This is a genomic window from Pseudobutyrivibrio sp. UC1225 (assembly GCF_900115215.1).
Classification (GTDB): Bacteria; Bacillota; Clostridia; order Lachnospirales; family Lachnospiraceae; genus Pseudobutyrivibrio.
Genome location: NZ_FOVQ01000001.1, coordinates 20,733 through 35,558 on the forward strand (window position 1 = coordinate 20,733; position 14,826 = coordinate 35,558).

Consider the following 14,826-nt stretch of genomic DNA (forward strand, 5'->3'; position numbering starts at 1 on the left):
ATGAATTTACTTTCTGGAATGGAAAAGTTCGGTTTCTCAATGGATGGGGAACTGGATATTTTGGCAGAAGAAAAGCCAAAGAAAGGCGACGCTGCTGGCGCAAAGGCCGCAGCACCTGTTGTTAAGCAGGAGACGGACTTTGTTATCGACAAGAAAGTTCGCTGTCCTGTATGTGACAAGGAATTTCCTATTAAGGCAGTCCTTGCTACAAAGCTCAAGAGACTTGAGCCAGATTTTGACTTGAGACCTAACTATGAGCACATAGACAAGATAAAATATGATTTCTTGTCTTGCCCTAATTGCGGTTTTTCGGCTCTTGACACCACCTTCTCTAAGATTGATACAGCTCGTGTGAAGCTTATCAGAGCAGAGTTCTGTCCAAGCTTTAAGCCACAGCCAAATGAGCCGCTTCCAGAGACTTATTCTTACGAATATTCAATTGAAAAATTCAAGCTTGCACTTATCTGCACCATGAAGAAAAAGGCAAAGATGTCTGAAAAGGCGTATGTATGTCTTAAGATTGCATGGCTCAGACGTGCTCAGTTAAAGGAGCTTGAAGGAAATAAAGAAGCTGATCCAAAGGTAGTGGAAATGATTAAGAAGGAATACGATGGCTTTTATAGTCAGGCCTATGAGGGCTTTATGAAGGCTATTTCTTCTGAGACACCTCCTTATTGTGGAATGGCTTCCGAAGCAGTAGATTTCATGCTTGCTAATATGTCTATGTATTACAAGAAATATGATGCAGCCATGAAGCTTGTTGCTAGACTTATCCAGTCACCTAGCACATCTCGAAAGCTTAAGGATAAATGTGTTGATCTTAAAGACGAGATTACAGCAAAGGTTGCGGCGGAAAAAGCAGCAGCGGCAGAAAATCAATAATTATAAAGACTTATGGACCACATATCATTTCGATATGTGGTCTTAAAATGTATAGAGGTAGACTATGAATTGGATTAAATATTCCATTAATACAACTACAGAAGCTGAGGATATCGTTGGCGCTACTCTTATGGAGCTTGGTATTGTTTCAATCGAGATTGAAAACAATGTACCTGTATCCGGAGAAAAGCAGGGCGGCGAGTACGAGGAACTTCAGCCAGATCTTCCAGAGGATGAGGGCTTATCAAAGGTGAGCTTTTATCTTGGAGAGGAAGAGGATCATGAATCACTCCTTCTTCAGGTTAAGGCAGCTCTCGAGGAGCTTAAAGAGACTATGGATATTGGTCAGGGTACAATCGATACATCTGTTACTAAGCAGGAGGACTGGATTAATAACTGGAAGCAGTTTTTCAAATCCTTCTATATAGATGATATTCTCATCAAGCCTACCTGGGAAGAGATTTCTCCAGAGGATAAGGGCAAGATTTTTGTTGAGATTGATCCAGGAGTTTCTTTCGGAACAGGAAAGCATGAGACTACACAGCTTTGCATCCGTCAGCTCAAGAAATACTTAAAGGCTGGGGACGAAATCCTTGATATCGGCTGTGGCTCAGGAATTCTTTCAATCATTGCCAACAAGCTTTTAGATGGTAAGTGCCATCTTGTTGGTACAGATATAGATGACGACTGTATTGCATCTACATACGAGAACTTTGAGGTTAATCACATCTCAAAGGATGCAGGAGATTTTTATGTAGGAAATCTTATTGATGATAAGGATTTGCAGGATAAGGTTGGTTACGATAAGTATGATGTTGTTGTAGCTAATATTTTGGCAGACATTATCATTGCTATGGCACCAGCTATTCCGCCTACAATGAAGTCAGGTGCATATTTCATCTCTTCTGGAATTATCAATTTCAAAGAAGATGAAGTTAAGAATGCTCTTGAGGCAGTTGGTCTAGAGATAGTAGAAATCAATCATCAGGGTGAATGGGTAAACATCACCGCAAAGAAGAATTAAAAGAGAACTAATATGCAACAGGTATTTGTAAATGCTGGGCCTATTGATGGCAAATTTAATATTACTGGTCAGGATGCACACCATCTTACAAAGGTAGTTCGTCTTCGTCCCGGAGAACGCATTCGTGTTTCTGTAGCAGACGGTACCAATTACATTTGTGAGGTTTCGGACTACGTAGATAAGGATTTGGTAGCAACAGTTGTGGAAGAGGTTCCATCTACAGAGCTTCCAAACAAGATTTATCTCTTTCAGGCTCTCCCAAAGGGTGATAGAATGGAGACTATCATCGAAAAATGCGTGGAGCTTGGTGCCTACGAAATTATCCCAGTGGAGATGAAAAACTGCATCGTGAAGCTGGATGATAAAAAGAAGAAATCCAAAGTAGAGCGTTATCAGGCAATAGCCAAATCTGCGGCAGAACAGTCAAAGCGCTCTATCATCCCTAATATTCATTCCGTTATGACCTTCAAGGAGGCATTTGAATATGCCAAGTCTCTTGATGTGTTGTTACTTCCTTTTGAGAGTAAGAATGGAATGAAGGATACATATGACTGTCTTTCAGAATTAAAGAAAGGACAGAGCATTGGCGTATTTATTGGACCTGAAGGAGGCTTTGCTCCAAATGAGATAGAAATGGTTGAAGGAAGCGTTAAGCTGATTTCTTTGGGCCACCGAATACTTAGAACGGATACAGCAGCAATATGCTCACTCAGTATGTTGATGCTTAAATGTGAGGAATTTTAGAAATGATATATTTTGACAACTCAGCTACTACTAAATGCGATGAAGACGCAGTTGCTTTAATGAATAAATGCCTTTTAGAGGATTTTGGAAATCCTTCATCTCTCCACGGGATGGGAGCAAAAGGTAAGGATTATTTAAAAGAATCCAGAGAAATAATCGCTGGCATCTTAAAGGCTCAGCCAAAGGAAATTTATTTTACTTCAGGTGGTACTGAAAGTAATAACTTAGCTATAAAGGGCGGCGTTGCAGCAAAGAAACGCCGTGGCAATCACATCATCACTACAAAGATTGAGCACGCATCAGTGCTTAACCCAATTAAGTATCTTGAAAAGAAAGAAGGCTTCGAAGTTACCTATCTTGGCACAGATGAGTATGGCGTTATCAGTCTCGAGGAATTAAAGGCAGCAATCCGTGAAGACACTATCTTTGTTTCTATTATGATGGTAAACAATGAGATTGGTGCACTTCAGCCAATAGAGGAAGCTTCTAAGATTATTAAGAGCTTCAATAAAGAAATCCTTTTCCATGTGGATGCTATTCAGGCTTTCGGAAAGCTTGCTATTCAGCCAAAGAAGATGGGAATTGACCTTCTTACAGTCAGCGGACATAAGATTCACGGACCTAAGGGTTCTGGATTTATATATATTAATGAGGCAATCTACAATATTATGGTTCCTCAGATTCTCGGCGGCGGTCATGAGAGAGGCATGCGCTCAGGTACAGAGAATGTTCCTGCTATTGCAGCTCTTGGCATGGCAGCTAAAAAAGCCTACGAAAACCTTGACGAGAATCAAAAACGATTGTATGCTATGAGACATCGTCTAATCGAAGGAGTTTCTGCAATTGAGGGTGTATCAGTAAATGGTCACCTTGATGAGAACAGTGCTCCTCAGATTGTCAGTGTTTCTATCAAAGGAAACCGCACAAGAGCCCAGGTTATTTTAAATGCTCTTCAGGATAATTATGGTATATACGTATCAGCTGGTTCTGCATGTTCATCAAATAAGCCAGCAATCAGTGAGACATTAAAATCAATCGGACTTGAAAAAGATTTATTAGAGCGAACAATCCGTTTCAGCTTCTGCCCAGAAAATACAATGGAAGAAGTGGAGACAGCTATTAAAGCTCTTACAGAATTAGTACCAATGATGCAACTATAGTTTTTATACAAGAAAGGTTATTATGACATACCAGGCATTTTTAATTAAGTATTCAGAAATCGGTGTAAAGGGAAAGAATCGCTATATCTTTGAGGACGCCCTTGTACGCCAGATTAAGAGATCTCTTTATGAGGTTGATGGCAAATTTATCGTTAAGAAGCAGAGTGGTCGTATCTTCATCTCTGTTGAAGGCGATTATGATTATGATGAGGCTGTTAAGGCTCTTCAGCATGTATTCGGTATCAGCGCAATCTGTCCAACAGTAGTTGTTCCAGATGAGGGCTTTGATGCTCTTGCAGACGCTGTTGTAAAGTACGTTGAGGAAGAGTTCGAGGATAAGAATTTCAGCTTCAAGGTTATGGGACGTCGTGCAAATAAGCAGTATCCTATGACATCTATGGAGGTTGCTGCTGAGGTTGGAGCACGTCTTCTTGATGCATTCCCAGAGATGCATGTAGATGTACATAATCCAGATAAGATTATCTATGTAGAGGTTCGTGAGAATATTGCTATTTACTCTACAGAGATTCCAGGACCATGTGGAATGCCTGTTGGTACAGCAGGAAAAGCCATGCTTCTTCTTTCTGGTGGTATCGATTCACCAGTTGCTGGTTATATGATTTCAAAGCGTGGTGTTACACTTTCAGCTACATATTTCCATGCGCCACCTTATACATCAGAGCAGGCAAAGCAGAAGGTTGTTGACCTTGCAAAGCTTGTAGCAAAATATTCAGGTCCTATCGATTTACATATTGTAAACTTTACAGATATTCAGCTCTATATTTATCAGCAGTGCGCTCATGATGAGCTTACTATCATTATGCGTCGTTACATGATGAGAATAGCAGAGCATTTTGCTAAAGAGAATGACTGCCTCGGACTTGTTACAGGCGAGTCTATTGGACAGGTAGCATCTCAGACAATGCAGTCACTTAACTGCACAAACGCTGTATGTTCACTTCCTGTTTACCGTCCACTTATCGCTTTTGATAAGCAGGATATTGTAGATATTTCTGAGAAGATTGATACATACGAGACTTCAATCTTGCCTTACGAGGATTGCTGTACAATTTTCGTAGCAAAGCATCCTGTTACAAAGCCAAAGCTTGAGGCTATTGAGAAGCACGAGCACAATCTTGACGAGAAGATTGATGAGCTTATGAAGCAGGCAATCGAGTCAGTAGAGATTATCAAAGTAAAATAAAGCAATAAAAAAGGCCAGACATAAGTCTGGTCTTTAGAATTACTCTTTCAAGTTAAAAAGGATTAAACGATATAATCCTTTAATGTAGACATTACATCTTCTGCATCGCCATCAGCGTGAACAGTAAGATCGATTGGCTTAGAAAGATCAAGAGAGAAAATTCCCATGATAGACTTAGCATCAATCACATAACGTCCGCTAACAAGATCAAAGTCATAATCGAACTGGCTAATAGTATTTACAAATGACTTTACCTTGTCGATTGAATTAAGAGAAATTTGAACTGTTTTCATTTCCTTATGTGCCTCCTCCGTGAAAATATGTTTGAATACAGCTTTTATACTATAGCAATGGTGCCTAAAAGTCAACAAACTCTTAGATTTTTACATGATTCAGAAAGGTTTTTAATACAATGAAAAAAGCTGCTTTACACAACCTTGGTTGTAAGGTAAACGCATATGAGACAGAAGCCATGGAAGAGCTTCTCAAAAAAGACGGATTTACGATAGTAGGATTTGATGAAATTGCTGATGTGTATGTTATTAATACATGTTCAGTTACTAATATAGCTGACAGAAAATCTCGCCAGATGATTCATAAATGTAAAAAGCTCAACCCAGATGCATGCGTAGTTGCTGCTGGCTGTTATGTTCAGAACTTTGGTAACGAGGTAGCTGATGAGCTTGGTGCTGATATCATTCTTGGAAATAACAAAAAGAATGAGTTAGTTGAAAGAATACATGATTATTTTGGAAATTTAGATTCTAACGATGGCCCAATTATGGACTGGATTGATATAAATGATGGCAATGTTTCTTACGAAAATATGCACATCGAAAAGGATTCAGAGCATACCAGAGCCTTTGTTAAAGTACAGGATGGTTGCAACCAGTTTTGTAGTTACTGCATCATTCCTTTTGCAAGAGGTCGAATCAGAAGCCGTGACATCGATGATGTTGTAGAAGAGGTTACAGGTCTTGCAGCAAATGGCTACAAGGAAGTTGTCATTACTGGTATTCACCTCAGCTCTTATGGAAGCGGCACAGATTATAATCTTGCTGATTTGTTGGAGGCTATTCAGAATATTGACGGCGTAGAACGTATTCGTCTTGGTTCTTTGGAGCCACAGATCGTTACAGAGAATTTCGCAAAGAGAGTTTCGGCTCTCTCCAAAATGTGTCCTCATTTTCATCTTTCTCTTCAGTCAGGTTGTGACTCTGTTCTAGTTCGAATGAACAGAAAATACACAATTGAAGAGTATACTAGGGGAGTAGAAATTCTTAGGAAGTATTTCGATAATCCAGCTATTACAACTGACATAATCGTAGGTTTCCCAGGTGAAACAGAAGAAGAATTTGATATTACAGCAAATTACGTTAAGGAAATAGCTTTTTATGAGCTTCACGTATTTGCGTATTCAAAGAGAAAAGGCACTAAGGCTGCTACAATGTCAGGTCAGCTTACAAATGCTGTAAAAAAGGAGAGAAGTGCAAAGCTTATCTCTATTGGAAATGAAACAACAGAGGCTTACAGAAAATCCTTTATCGGAAAAGACCTTGATATTCTCTTTGAGGAAAAAGCGGTAATTGATGGTAAGGAATACTTCATCGGATTCTCTCGTGAGTACATTAAATGTGCTATTTTAGCAGAGGATTCAAAGGACTATACAAACCAGATTTTAGTGGCAAAGGGTACTGTTTTATCAAAGGATAAGCAATACTTGATTGTTGAAATTTAAAGGTTTGTATATTACAATTAACTTGAAATAGTTTTTATTGTGGTACGGTTTTGAGAGACGAGGTAGATATGGCAGAGTTAAGTAACACACAATACTTTAAGGTTCAGAAGGAAAATCCTGTTGGTGTAAAAGAGGTTCTCGAGCAGGTATATAGTGCACTTTCGGAGAAGGGCTATAATCCTGTGAATCAGATAGTGGGATATATTATGTCAGGAGACCCTACGTACATTACCAGTCACAATAATGCACGAAGTCTTATTATGAAAGTAGAACGTGATGAGCTCGTAGAGGAGCTTCTTAAGGAATATATAGCTAGTGAAAGCTGGAGTAAATAATGAGCAGGATTCTTGGTCTTGATTATGGGACGAAAACAGTTGGGGTCGCTATTAGTGACCCTTTACTTTTGACTGCGCAGGAATTTGAGACAATCACCCGTGAAAGAGCCAGTGCACTTCGACATACGTTAGTTAGAATCAAGGAAATCTGCGAAGAGTATCAGGTAGAAAAGATTGTATTAGGATATCCTCGTAATATGGACGACACTGAGGGGTTCCGCTGTGAAGATACCCTTGAATTTAAAAAGTTATTAGAAAAGAGAGTTACTATTCCGATAGAGCTCGTTGATGAGCGTCTCACTACCGTATATGCGGATGAGATTCTTGAGGAATCAGGCGTAGCGAAAAAGGACCGCAAGAAAGTAATCGACCAGATTGCTGCGGCGATAATTTTACAGGATTATTTGGATAATTATAGGAGTTAATTATGGAACCAATTTATTTGCCAGATGAAGATGGTAATCAGATTAAATTATTTGTTGTTGAGGAGACTCAGTTATCAGGCATCAAATATTTATTAGTATGTGAAAGCGACAATGAGGAGGAAGACTCAGACGCTTATATTTTAAAAGAGGTTTCAGTAGAAGGCGACGATGTTGTCTACGAGTTTGTAGAGGACGACGTTGAGTTTGATGCTGTAGCCAAGCTTTTTGATGAATTAGTTGGCGACGAAGCCGACCTTGAAATGTAATGAACGATTATTATTTGATTTGAAATAGGAGGTTATTTTTTTGAAGAAGAAAACTGAACAGAAGGCTGAAAGGCTGAAGATTATTCCACTTGGCGGTCTTGAGCAAATCGGCATGAATATTACTGCTTTCGAGTATGGAGACAGTATTATTGTTGTGGATTGCGGACTTTCATTTCCTGAGGATGATATGTTGGGCGTGGATCTGGTTATTCCAGATATATCATATCTGAAAGACAATCAGGATAAGCTAAAGGGATTCTTTATTACCCATGGTCACGAGGACCACATTGGGGCGATTCCTTATGTTTTTAAGGAGCTTAATGTATGCCCTATTTATTCAACTAAGCTTACTAATGGTCTTATCGAGCATAAGCTTGAGGAGCACAAGATGCTCACAAAGGTTAAGCGTAAGGTTGTTAAGTACGGCACTCATATCAATGCAGGTGAATTCAGAGTAGAGTTCATCCGTACAAATCATAGTATTCAAGATGCAGCTGCACTTGCTATTTATTCACCAGCAGGTATTGTTGTGCATACAGGCGATTTCAAGGTTGATTACACACCTGTTTACGGTGATCCAATCGACTTACAGCGTCTCGGTGAAATCGGCAAGAAGGGTGTTCTTGCGCTCATGTGTGACAGTACAAATGCTGAGCGCCCAGGCTTTACAGCTTCAGAAAAGACAGTTGGTAAGACTATCGATTCAATTTTTGCTGACAACACAACAAGCCGTATTATTATTGCTACTTTTGCATCTAACGTTGATCGTGTTCAGCAGATTATTAATTCGGCAGATAAATATGGACGTAAGGTTTGTGTGGAAGGCCGTTCAATGGTTAATACTATTGATACAGCCCAAAAGCTTGGCTACCTTCACATTCCAGACAATACACTCATTGATATCGAATCACTTAAGGCATACCCAGATGAGAAGATTGTACTTGTTACAACAGGTTCTCAGGGTGAGTCTATGGCAGCTCTTTCAAGAATGGCAAATGGTACTCACAAGAAAGTACAGATTAAGCCAGGTGATATGATTGTATTTTCATCTCACCCAATTCCTGGTAATGAGAAGGCCGTTTCAAATGTTATTAACGATTTAACAATGCGTGGCGCACAGATTGTTATGCAGGATGTTCACGTTTCAGGACATGCCTGTGCAGAGGAAATTAAGCTTATTTATTCTCTTGTACGCCCACAGTTCTCTATTCCAGTCCATGGTGAGTTCAAGCATCTTACAGCTCAGGCTCGTATTGCTGAGTCCCTTGGTTGGGATCATGACCACATTAAGATTATCCGTTCAGGTGATGTGTTAGAGCTTGGAGATAATTACTCTAAGATTACAGGACATGTTCACACTGGAGCTATCATGGTTGATGGTATTGGTGTAGGTGATGTTGGAAACATCGTACTTCGTGACAGACAGAAGCTTGCTGAGGATGGAATCATTATCGTTGTTCTTACCTTAGACAGCGCATCAGGTACAGTTCTTGCTGGTCCTGATATTGTATCCCGCGGTTTCGTTTATGTTAGAGATTCTGAGGATCTTATGGAAAGCGCTCGTGCAGTCCTTGCAGAGACTATGGAGGTTCTTGAGGAAAAGAATATTACAGATTGGAACAAGATTAAGTCAGATATCAGGGACAACCTTTCTGATTTCGTATGGCATGAGACTCAGAGACGTCCAATGATTATTCCAATCATTATGGAAGTATAAAATGATAGTTGATGAGAGATATACCACTTATTTGAACAGCCTTTATCCAGAGCTTAGCCCTGTTTTAAAGGAGATTCAAAAAGAAGCAATAGAAACCTTCGTTCCAATTATTAGACCGGAGACCGTTAATTTACTTCAGCTTCTTGTTAAGATGAACAAACCAAAAAGAATCTTAGAGGTTGGAGCTGCCGTTGGTTTTTCTGCTAACGTAATTGCGGAAGCGGCAGGAGATGATGCTACTATTACCACCATCGAGAATTATGAGCCTCGCATTCCTATCGCAAATGCGAATTTTAAGAGAACAGGAAGAGACAAGCAAATCACTCTTTTAGAGGGAGATGCCATGGAGATTCTTCCTACTCTTGAGGGACCATATGATTTCATTTTTATGGATGCGGCAAAAGGTCAGTACATTAATTTCTGGCCAGAGATTAAAAGACTTATAGCCGATGATGGTTTGATTGTTACTGATAATGTATTACAGGATGGGGATATAATTGAGTCCAGGTACGCTATTACAAGACGTAATCGTACTATACACAAGCGAATGAGAGATTATCTCTATGAGTTGACTCACGATGAAGGTTTTACTACTACGATTCTTCCTTTGGGAGATGGCGTTAGTATCAGCGTGAAAGGAAAGAAATGAGAAATACAGAATTATTAGTTCCTGCAAGCAGTCTTGAGGTACTTAAGGTTGCTGTTATTTACGGAGCAGATGCAGTTTTTATTGGTGGAGAAGTTTTTGGTCTTAGAGCTAAGGCAAAGAATTTTTCTAAGGAAGATATGATTGAGGGCGTAAAGTTTGCCCATGATCATGGTGTAAAGGTTCACGTTACTGTTAATATTTTGGCTCATAATAATGACCTTGAAGGCGTTAGAGAGTATTTAAAGGAACTTAAGGAAATTGGTCCTGATGCTCTTATTATTGCAGATCCAGCAATCTTTATGATGGCAAAAGAGATTTGTCCTGAAATCGAGCGTCATGTCAGCACACAGGCCAACAACACAAACTATGGTACCTATAAGTTCTGGTACGATTTAGGTGCATCAAGAGTTGTTTCAGCCAGAGAGCTTTCACTTGCCGAAATCAAAGAGATAAGAGCGAACATTCCTGATGATTTAGAGATTGAATCTTTCATTCATGGCGCAATGTGCATTTCGTATTCAGGCAGATGCCTTCTTTCAAACTATTTTACAGGTAGAGATGCAAATCAGGGTGCTTGCACACATCCTTGCAGATGGAAGTATGCTGTTGTTGAAGAGCAACGTCCAGGAGAGTATTTCCCTGTATATGAGAATGAGAGAGGAACTTACATCTTCAATTCAAAGGACTTATGTATGATTGAGCATATTCCTGACTTAATTGATGCTGGTATCGACAGCTTTAAGATTGAAGGTCGTATGAAGACTGCTCTTTATGTTGCAACTGTTGCTCGTACATATCGTAAAGCGATTGATGATTACAAAGAATCACCTGAGAAATACGAGGCAAATATGGACTGGTATAAGGATCAGATTTCAGCCTGCACTTATCGTCAGTTTACAACAGGTTTCTATTATGGAAAACCATCTGAGGAATCTCAGATTTATGATAATAATACCTACAATATTGGATACACATATCTCGGTATCTGCGGAGCTCCTGATAGTGAGGGCTTTGTGGAGATTGAACAGAGAAATAAATTTTCAGTTGGCGAAACTATTGAAATTATGAAGCCAAACGGAGATAATGTAGAAGTAGAAGTATTAGGAATTAAGAATGAAGATGGTGAGGATATGGAGAGTTGTCCACATCCAAAGCAGAAGCTCTTTATTAAGCTTAGCACTACACCAGATGAGTTCGACATTCTTAGAAGAAAAGAAGAAGCATAAGTTAAAACAAGGAGAATACAATGGCAGAAAAATATGTTGCTTATGTGGGTACCTATACACACGAGACAAGCGTTGGTATCTATGTTTATGATGTAAATCCTGACACAGGATTGCTTACTGAGCAGAGCGTTGCTCCAATTAATAATCCTTCGGATATTATTAATTCTCATGATAATAAATTCCTTTATTCGATTGCAGATGAAGGTGTTGCAGCTTTCAAGATTCTTGAGAACGGTGACCTTGAGAAAATGAATCAGGAGTGGGTTGGAGGCATGCGTGGCTGCAATCTCTGCGTTGATTCTCAGAACAGATATTTATTCGTAGCAGGCTATCATGATGGTCGTGTTACAATGATGAAACTTAACGAGGATGGAAGCATTGGCGGTATCGCTGATGGTATTTTCCACCAGGGTATTGGTAAGTCAGTTGCTGACAGACCTTTATATCCACACTGTACATGCGTAGAGCTTACACCAGAGGAGAAGTACCTTTGCGTTGTTGAGAATGGTCTTCATCAGATCAAAATCTACGAGGTAGATTATGAGGAAGGCAAGCTTCGTCTTGCAGATATCGTTAGATGTCCAATGGGTTCAGCTCCACTTAAGATGAAGTTCTCTCATGATGGAAAGTATGCTTACGTTATCACAGAGATGTCAAACGAGATTCTCGTTTATGATTATCATATCATCGGAGATCGTCCTGATTTCGAGAACATCCAGACAGTATCATTACTTGTTGGTGTTGATGAGGAAATCTCTACAGGAACTAATGTTAAGTTTGGCGATGATGATAAATATTTATACGCCAGCGTAGATGGCCTTAATGCTGTTTGCATGTACGAGAGAAATGTTAGATCTGGAAAGATTGAATATTTCTCACACAACTTTATCAGTGGTGATTATCCAAAGAGCTTTGCAGTTCTTCCAAAGGACAAATATTTCGTTTCACTCAATCACGATACAAACGAAATCAGAAGCTTTACAATTGATAAAAAGACTGGTCATTCTCTCATGCAGAATCCACCAATCAAAATTGCTAAGCCAAACAGTATTATAGTTGTAAAGATTAAATAAGAGTGGTTCGGGGGCTGTTAAGCGCAGCCCCTTTCTTTACTATATAGGGTTTCTTTTTAGGAGGGCATCATTATGGCAGGTTCAACATTTGGTAATAGAATTTCAATCACTACTTGGGGAGAATCCCACGGAGCAGCTCTTGGAGTTGTTATAGATGGTTTTCCAGCTGGTCTTAAGCTTTGTGCTGCAGATATTCAGATGTATTTGGATAGAAGAAAGCCAGGGCAGTCAAAATTCACTACAGCACGTGCTGAAAGTGATGAGGTGGAGATTCTTTCGGGAGTATTTGAAGGTCGTACCACAGGCACTCCGATTTCGCTTATGGTTAGAAACAAAGATCAGCAGTCTAAGGATTACGGTGACATCGCTACTACTTACAGACCTGGTCATGCTGATTTTGGTTTCCATGAGAAATTTGGAAGAAGAGATTACCGAGGAGGCGGACGTTCCTCTGGAAGAGAAACTATTGGACGAGTTGCTGCAGGAGCAATTTGTGCAAAGCTTTTAAGAGAGCTTGGAATAGAAGTATTCGCATATACGAAATCAATTGGAGATATTGTTATTTCCGATTTTGAATTAGGCTATAGAGACCAGAATCCGCTTGCCATGCCAGATTCAAAGGCTGCGGATGAAGCTGCTGATTACCTGGCAGCATGTATGCTTAACAACGATAGTGCTGGTGGTGTTATCGAATGTGTTATCACAGGTGTTCCTGCCGGAATTGGAGACCCAGTATTTGAAAAGCTTGATGCAAAGCTTGCTCAGGCTGTTGTTTCAATCGGCGCTGTTAAGGGTGTTGAGATTGGTGATGGATTTAAGGCCTCCAAAAATGTCGGAAGTTTAAATAACGATGAGTTTGAATTAAACAATGAAAAGGTAGTTAAGGTTACTAATCACAGTGGCGGTATAATCGGTGGTATTTCCGATGGCGACGATATCATCTTAAGAGCCGCTATAAAGCCTACACCATCTATTTCTAAGACACAGCATACAGTTAATGAAGCTGGAGAAGAGGTAGACATTGAGATTCACGGTCGCCACGATCCTATAATTGTTCCTAGAGCAGTTGTAGTTGTTGAGGCAATGTGTGCGATTACAGTTTGTGATGCTTTGCTTAGTCATATGACTGACAGAGTTGATTATATTAAGGAGTTTTATAAGAGTTGAAGTACGAGTTATTAAAGACAGAGGGAAGAGCAAAAAGGGGACGTTTTCACACTGTTCATGGTGTTATTGAGACGCCTGTGTTTATGAACGTCGGAACAGTTGCAGCCATTAAGGGTGCTGTTTCTACAGATGATTTGCGTGAGATTAAATGTCAGGTTGAGCTTTCTAATACTTACCATCTTCATGTTAGAACTGGAGATAAGCTTATTAAGGAGCTTGGTGGTCTTCACAAGTTTATGAATTGGGATAGACCAATCCTTACTGATTCAGGCGGATTTCAGGTATTCTCTTTAGCAGGAATCAGAAAGATTAAGGAAGAGGGCGTTACCTTTAATTCTCATATTGATGGTCGCAAGATTTTCATGGGACCAGAGGAATCTATGCAGATTCAGTCTAATCTGGGTTCTACAATTGCAATGGCCTTTGATGAGTGTCCACCAGCACTTGCAGAACGTAAATACGTAGAGGATTCTGTTGCACGTACTACCAGATGGCTTTATCGTTGCAAGGAGGAGATGGCTCGTCTTAATAGTCTTGAGAACACAATCAATAAAGAGCAACTTCTTTTTGGTATTAATCAGGGTGCTGTTTTCAATGATATAAGAATTGAGCATGCGAAAATTATTTCTGAGCTTGATTTGCCTGGATATGCAGTTGGTGGCCTTGCTGTAGGTGAGAGTCATGAGCAGATGTATGATGTTTTGGATCACGTAGTACCTTACCTTCCTCAGAACAAGCCTACGTATCTCATGGGTGTTGGCACACCTGCAAACATTTTAGAGGCAGTAGACAGGGGCGTAGATTTCTTTGATTGTGTTTATCCTAGTCGTAATGGACGTCATGGTCATGTTTATACAAATCATGGCAAGCTCAATCTTTTCAACCAGAAGTTTGAGAAGGATATGCGTCCAATCGAGGAAGGCTGTGGATGTCCTACTTGCCGTTCTTATTCAAGAGCCTATGTTCGTCATTTGCTTAAGGCAAAGGAAATGCTTGGAATGAGACTTTGTGTTCTCCACAATCTTTATTTCTACAACACAATGATGGAAGAGATAAGAGATGCCCTTGATGTAGGTGAGTTTGCTGCATATAAGAAACGTAAGCTTGATTCAATGGCTCAGGGAGAGAATTAATCTTAAAATTTCATTAAATAATCTTTTTTTCTTGCTTAACAAGGAAAATTTAGATAAAATTAATGTCAGTGATTTGTGGCAAA

16 protein-coding genes are annotated in these 14,826 nt (G+C 39.7%); 15 read left to right on the top strand and 1 reads right to left on the bottom strand.

Features of this window, described 5'->3' with window-relative positions; translation table 11 throughout:
- From BMZ41_RS00100 to thiI, 5 genes are all read left to right on the top strand, one after another.
- Positions 1 to 882: a DUF2225 domain-containing protein gene (locus BMZ41_RS00100; RefSeq protein ID WP_090170603.1), complete on the top strand. Its 882-nt coding sequence runs from the start codon at positions 1 to 3 to the stop codon at positions 880 to 882.
- Between the two features lie 64 nt (positions 883 to 946).
- On the top strand, positions 947 to 1,906 hold the full coding sequence (gene prmA, locus BMZ41_RS00105) for a 50S ribosomal protein L11 methyltransferase (protein ID WP_090526270.1): 960 nt from the start codon (positions 947 to 949) through the stop codon (positions 1,904 to 1,906).
- A gap of 12 nt (positions 1,907 to 1,918) precedes the next feature.
- Positions 1,919 to 2,650, top strand: coding sequence for an RsmE family RNA methyltransferase (locus tag BMZ41_RS00110; protein ID WP_090526271.1), 732 nt, complete (start codon positions 1,919 to 1,921; stop codon positions 2,648 to 2,650).
- Between the two features lie 2 nt (positions 2,651 to 2,652).
- On the top strand, positions 2,653 to 3,810 hold the full coding sequence (locus BMZ41_RS00115) for a cysteine desulfurase family protein (RefSeq protein WP_090526272.1): 1,158 nt from the start codon (positions 2,653 to 2,655) through the stop codon (positions 3,808 to 3,810).
- Positions 3,811 to 3,832: 22 nt separating this feature from the next.
- Entirely contained in the window at positions 3,833 to 5,014 is a 1,182-nt protein-coding gene (gene thiI, locus BMZ41_RS00120; RefSeq protein ID WP_090170610.1) for a tRNA uracil 4-sulfurtransferase ThiI, read from the top strand.
- 62 nt (positions 5,015 to 5,076) lie between these two features.
- Here thiI and BMZ41_RS00125 read toward each other — a convergent pair whose 3' ends face one another.
- Positions 5,077 to 5,307 (bottom strand): HPr family phosphocarrier protein, encoded by a 231-nt coding sequence (locus tag BMZ41_RS00125; protein ID WP_015549566.1) that lies wholly within the window; start codon positions 5,305 to 5,307, stop codon positions 5,077 to 5,079.
- Between the two features lie 119 nt (positions 5,308 to 5,426).
- On the opposite strand from BMZ41_RS00125, the gene mtaB reads away from it, so the two are divergent.
- The 10 genes from mtaB (at position 5,427) to tgt (ending at position 14,743) form a co-directional block, all read left to right on the top strand.
- Positions 5,427 to 6,752: a tRNA (N(6)-L-threonylcarbamoyladenosine(37)-C(2))-methylthiotransferase MtaB gene (mtaB, locus tag BMZ41_RS00130; RefSeq protein WP_090526273.1), complete on the top strand. Its 1,326-nt coding sequence runs from the start codon at positions 5,427 to 5,429 to the stop codon at positions 6,750 to 6,752.
- 68 nt (positions 6,753 to 6,820) lie between these two features.
- Positions 6,821 to 7,087: an IreB family regulatory phosphoprotein gene (locus BMZ41_RS00135; protein ID WP_028247913.1), complete on the top strand. Its 267-nt coding sequence runs from the start codon at positions 6,821 to 6,823 to the stop codon at positions 7,085 to 7,087.
- The gene (ruvX, locus tag BMZ41_RS00140) at positions 7,087 to 7,512 is read left to right on the top strand and encodes a Holliday junction resolvase RuvX (RefSeq protein ID WP_090170617.1); all 426 of its coding nucleotides are present in this window, start codon (positions 7,087 to 7,089) and stop codon (positions 7,510 to 7,512) included. The genes BMZ41_RS00135 and ruvX overlap by 1 nt, the downstream gene beginning before the upstream one ends.
- Positions 7,513 to 7,514: 2 nt before the next feature.
- Positions 7,515 to 7,778 (top strand): DUF1292 domain-containing protein, encoded by a 264-nt coding sequence (locus BMZ41_RS00145; RefSeq protein ID WP_090170625.1) that lies wholly within the window; start codon positions 7,515 to 7,517, stop codon positions 7,776 to 7,778.
- A 40-nt stretch (positions 7,779 to 7,818) separates the two neighbouring features.
- Positions 7,819 to 9,495: a ribonuclease J gene (locus BMZ41_RS00150; protein WP_090170628.1), complete on the top strand. Its 1,677-nt coding sequence runs from the start codon at positions 7,819 to 7,821 to the stop codon at positions 9,493 to 9,495.
- 1 nt (position 9,496) lies between these two features.
- The gene (locus BMZ41_RS00155) at positions 9,497 to 10,144 is read left to right on the top strand and encodes an O-methyltransferase (protein WP_090526275.1); all 648 of its coding nucleotides are present in this window, start codon (positions 9,497 to 9,499) and stop codon (positions 10,142 to 10,144) included.
- The gene (locus BMZ41_RS00160) at positions 10,141 to 11,370 is read left to right on the top strand and encodes a peptidase U32 family protein (RefSeq protein WP_090170632.1); all 1,230 of its coding nucleotides are present in this window, start codon (positions 10,141 to 10,143) and stop codon (positions 11,368 to 11,370) included. The genes BMZ41_RS00155 and BMZ41_RS00160 overlap by 4 nt, the downstream gene beginning before the upstream one ends.
- 20 nt (positions 11,371 to 11,390) lie before the next feature.
- On the top strand, positions 11,391 to 12,443 hold the full coding sequence (locus tag BMZ41_RS00165) for a lactonase family protein (RefSeq protein WP_090170633.1): 1,053 nt from the start codon (positions 11,391 to 11,393) through the stop codon (positions 12,441 to 12,443).
- 72 nt (positions 12,444 to 12,515) lie between these two features.
- Positions 12,516 to 13,610: a chorismate synthase gene (gene aroC, locus BMZ41_RS00170; protein ID WP_090170637.1), complete on the top strand. Its 1,095-nt coding sequence runs from the start codon at positions 12,516 to 12,518 to the stop codon at positions 13,608 to 13,610.
- Positions 13,607 to 14,743: a tRNA guanosine(34) transglycosylase Tgt gene (gene tgt / locus BMZ41_RS00175; RefSeq protein WP_090526276.1), complete on the top strand. Its 1,137-nt coding sequence runs from the start codon at positions 13,607 to 13,609 to the stop codon at positions 14,741 to 14,743. Before aroC ends, tgt begins: the two co-directional genes overlap by 4 nt.
- The last annotated feature ends 83 nt before the right edge of the window (positions 14,744 to 14,826 follow it).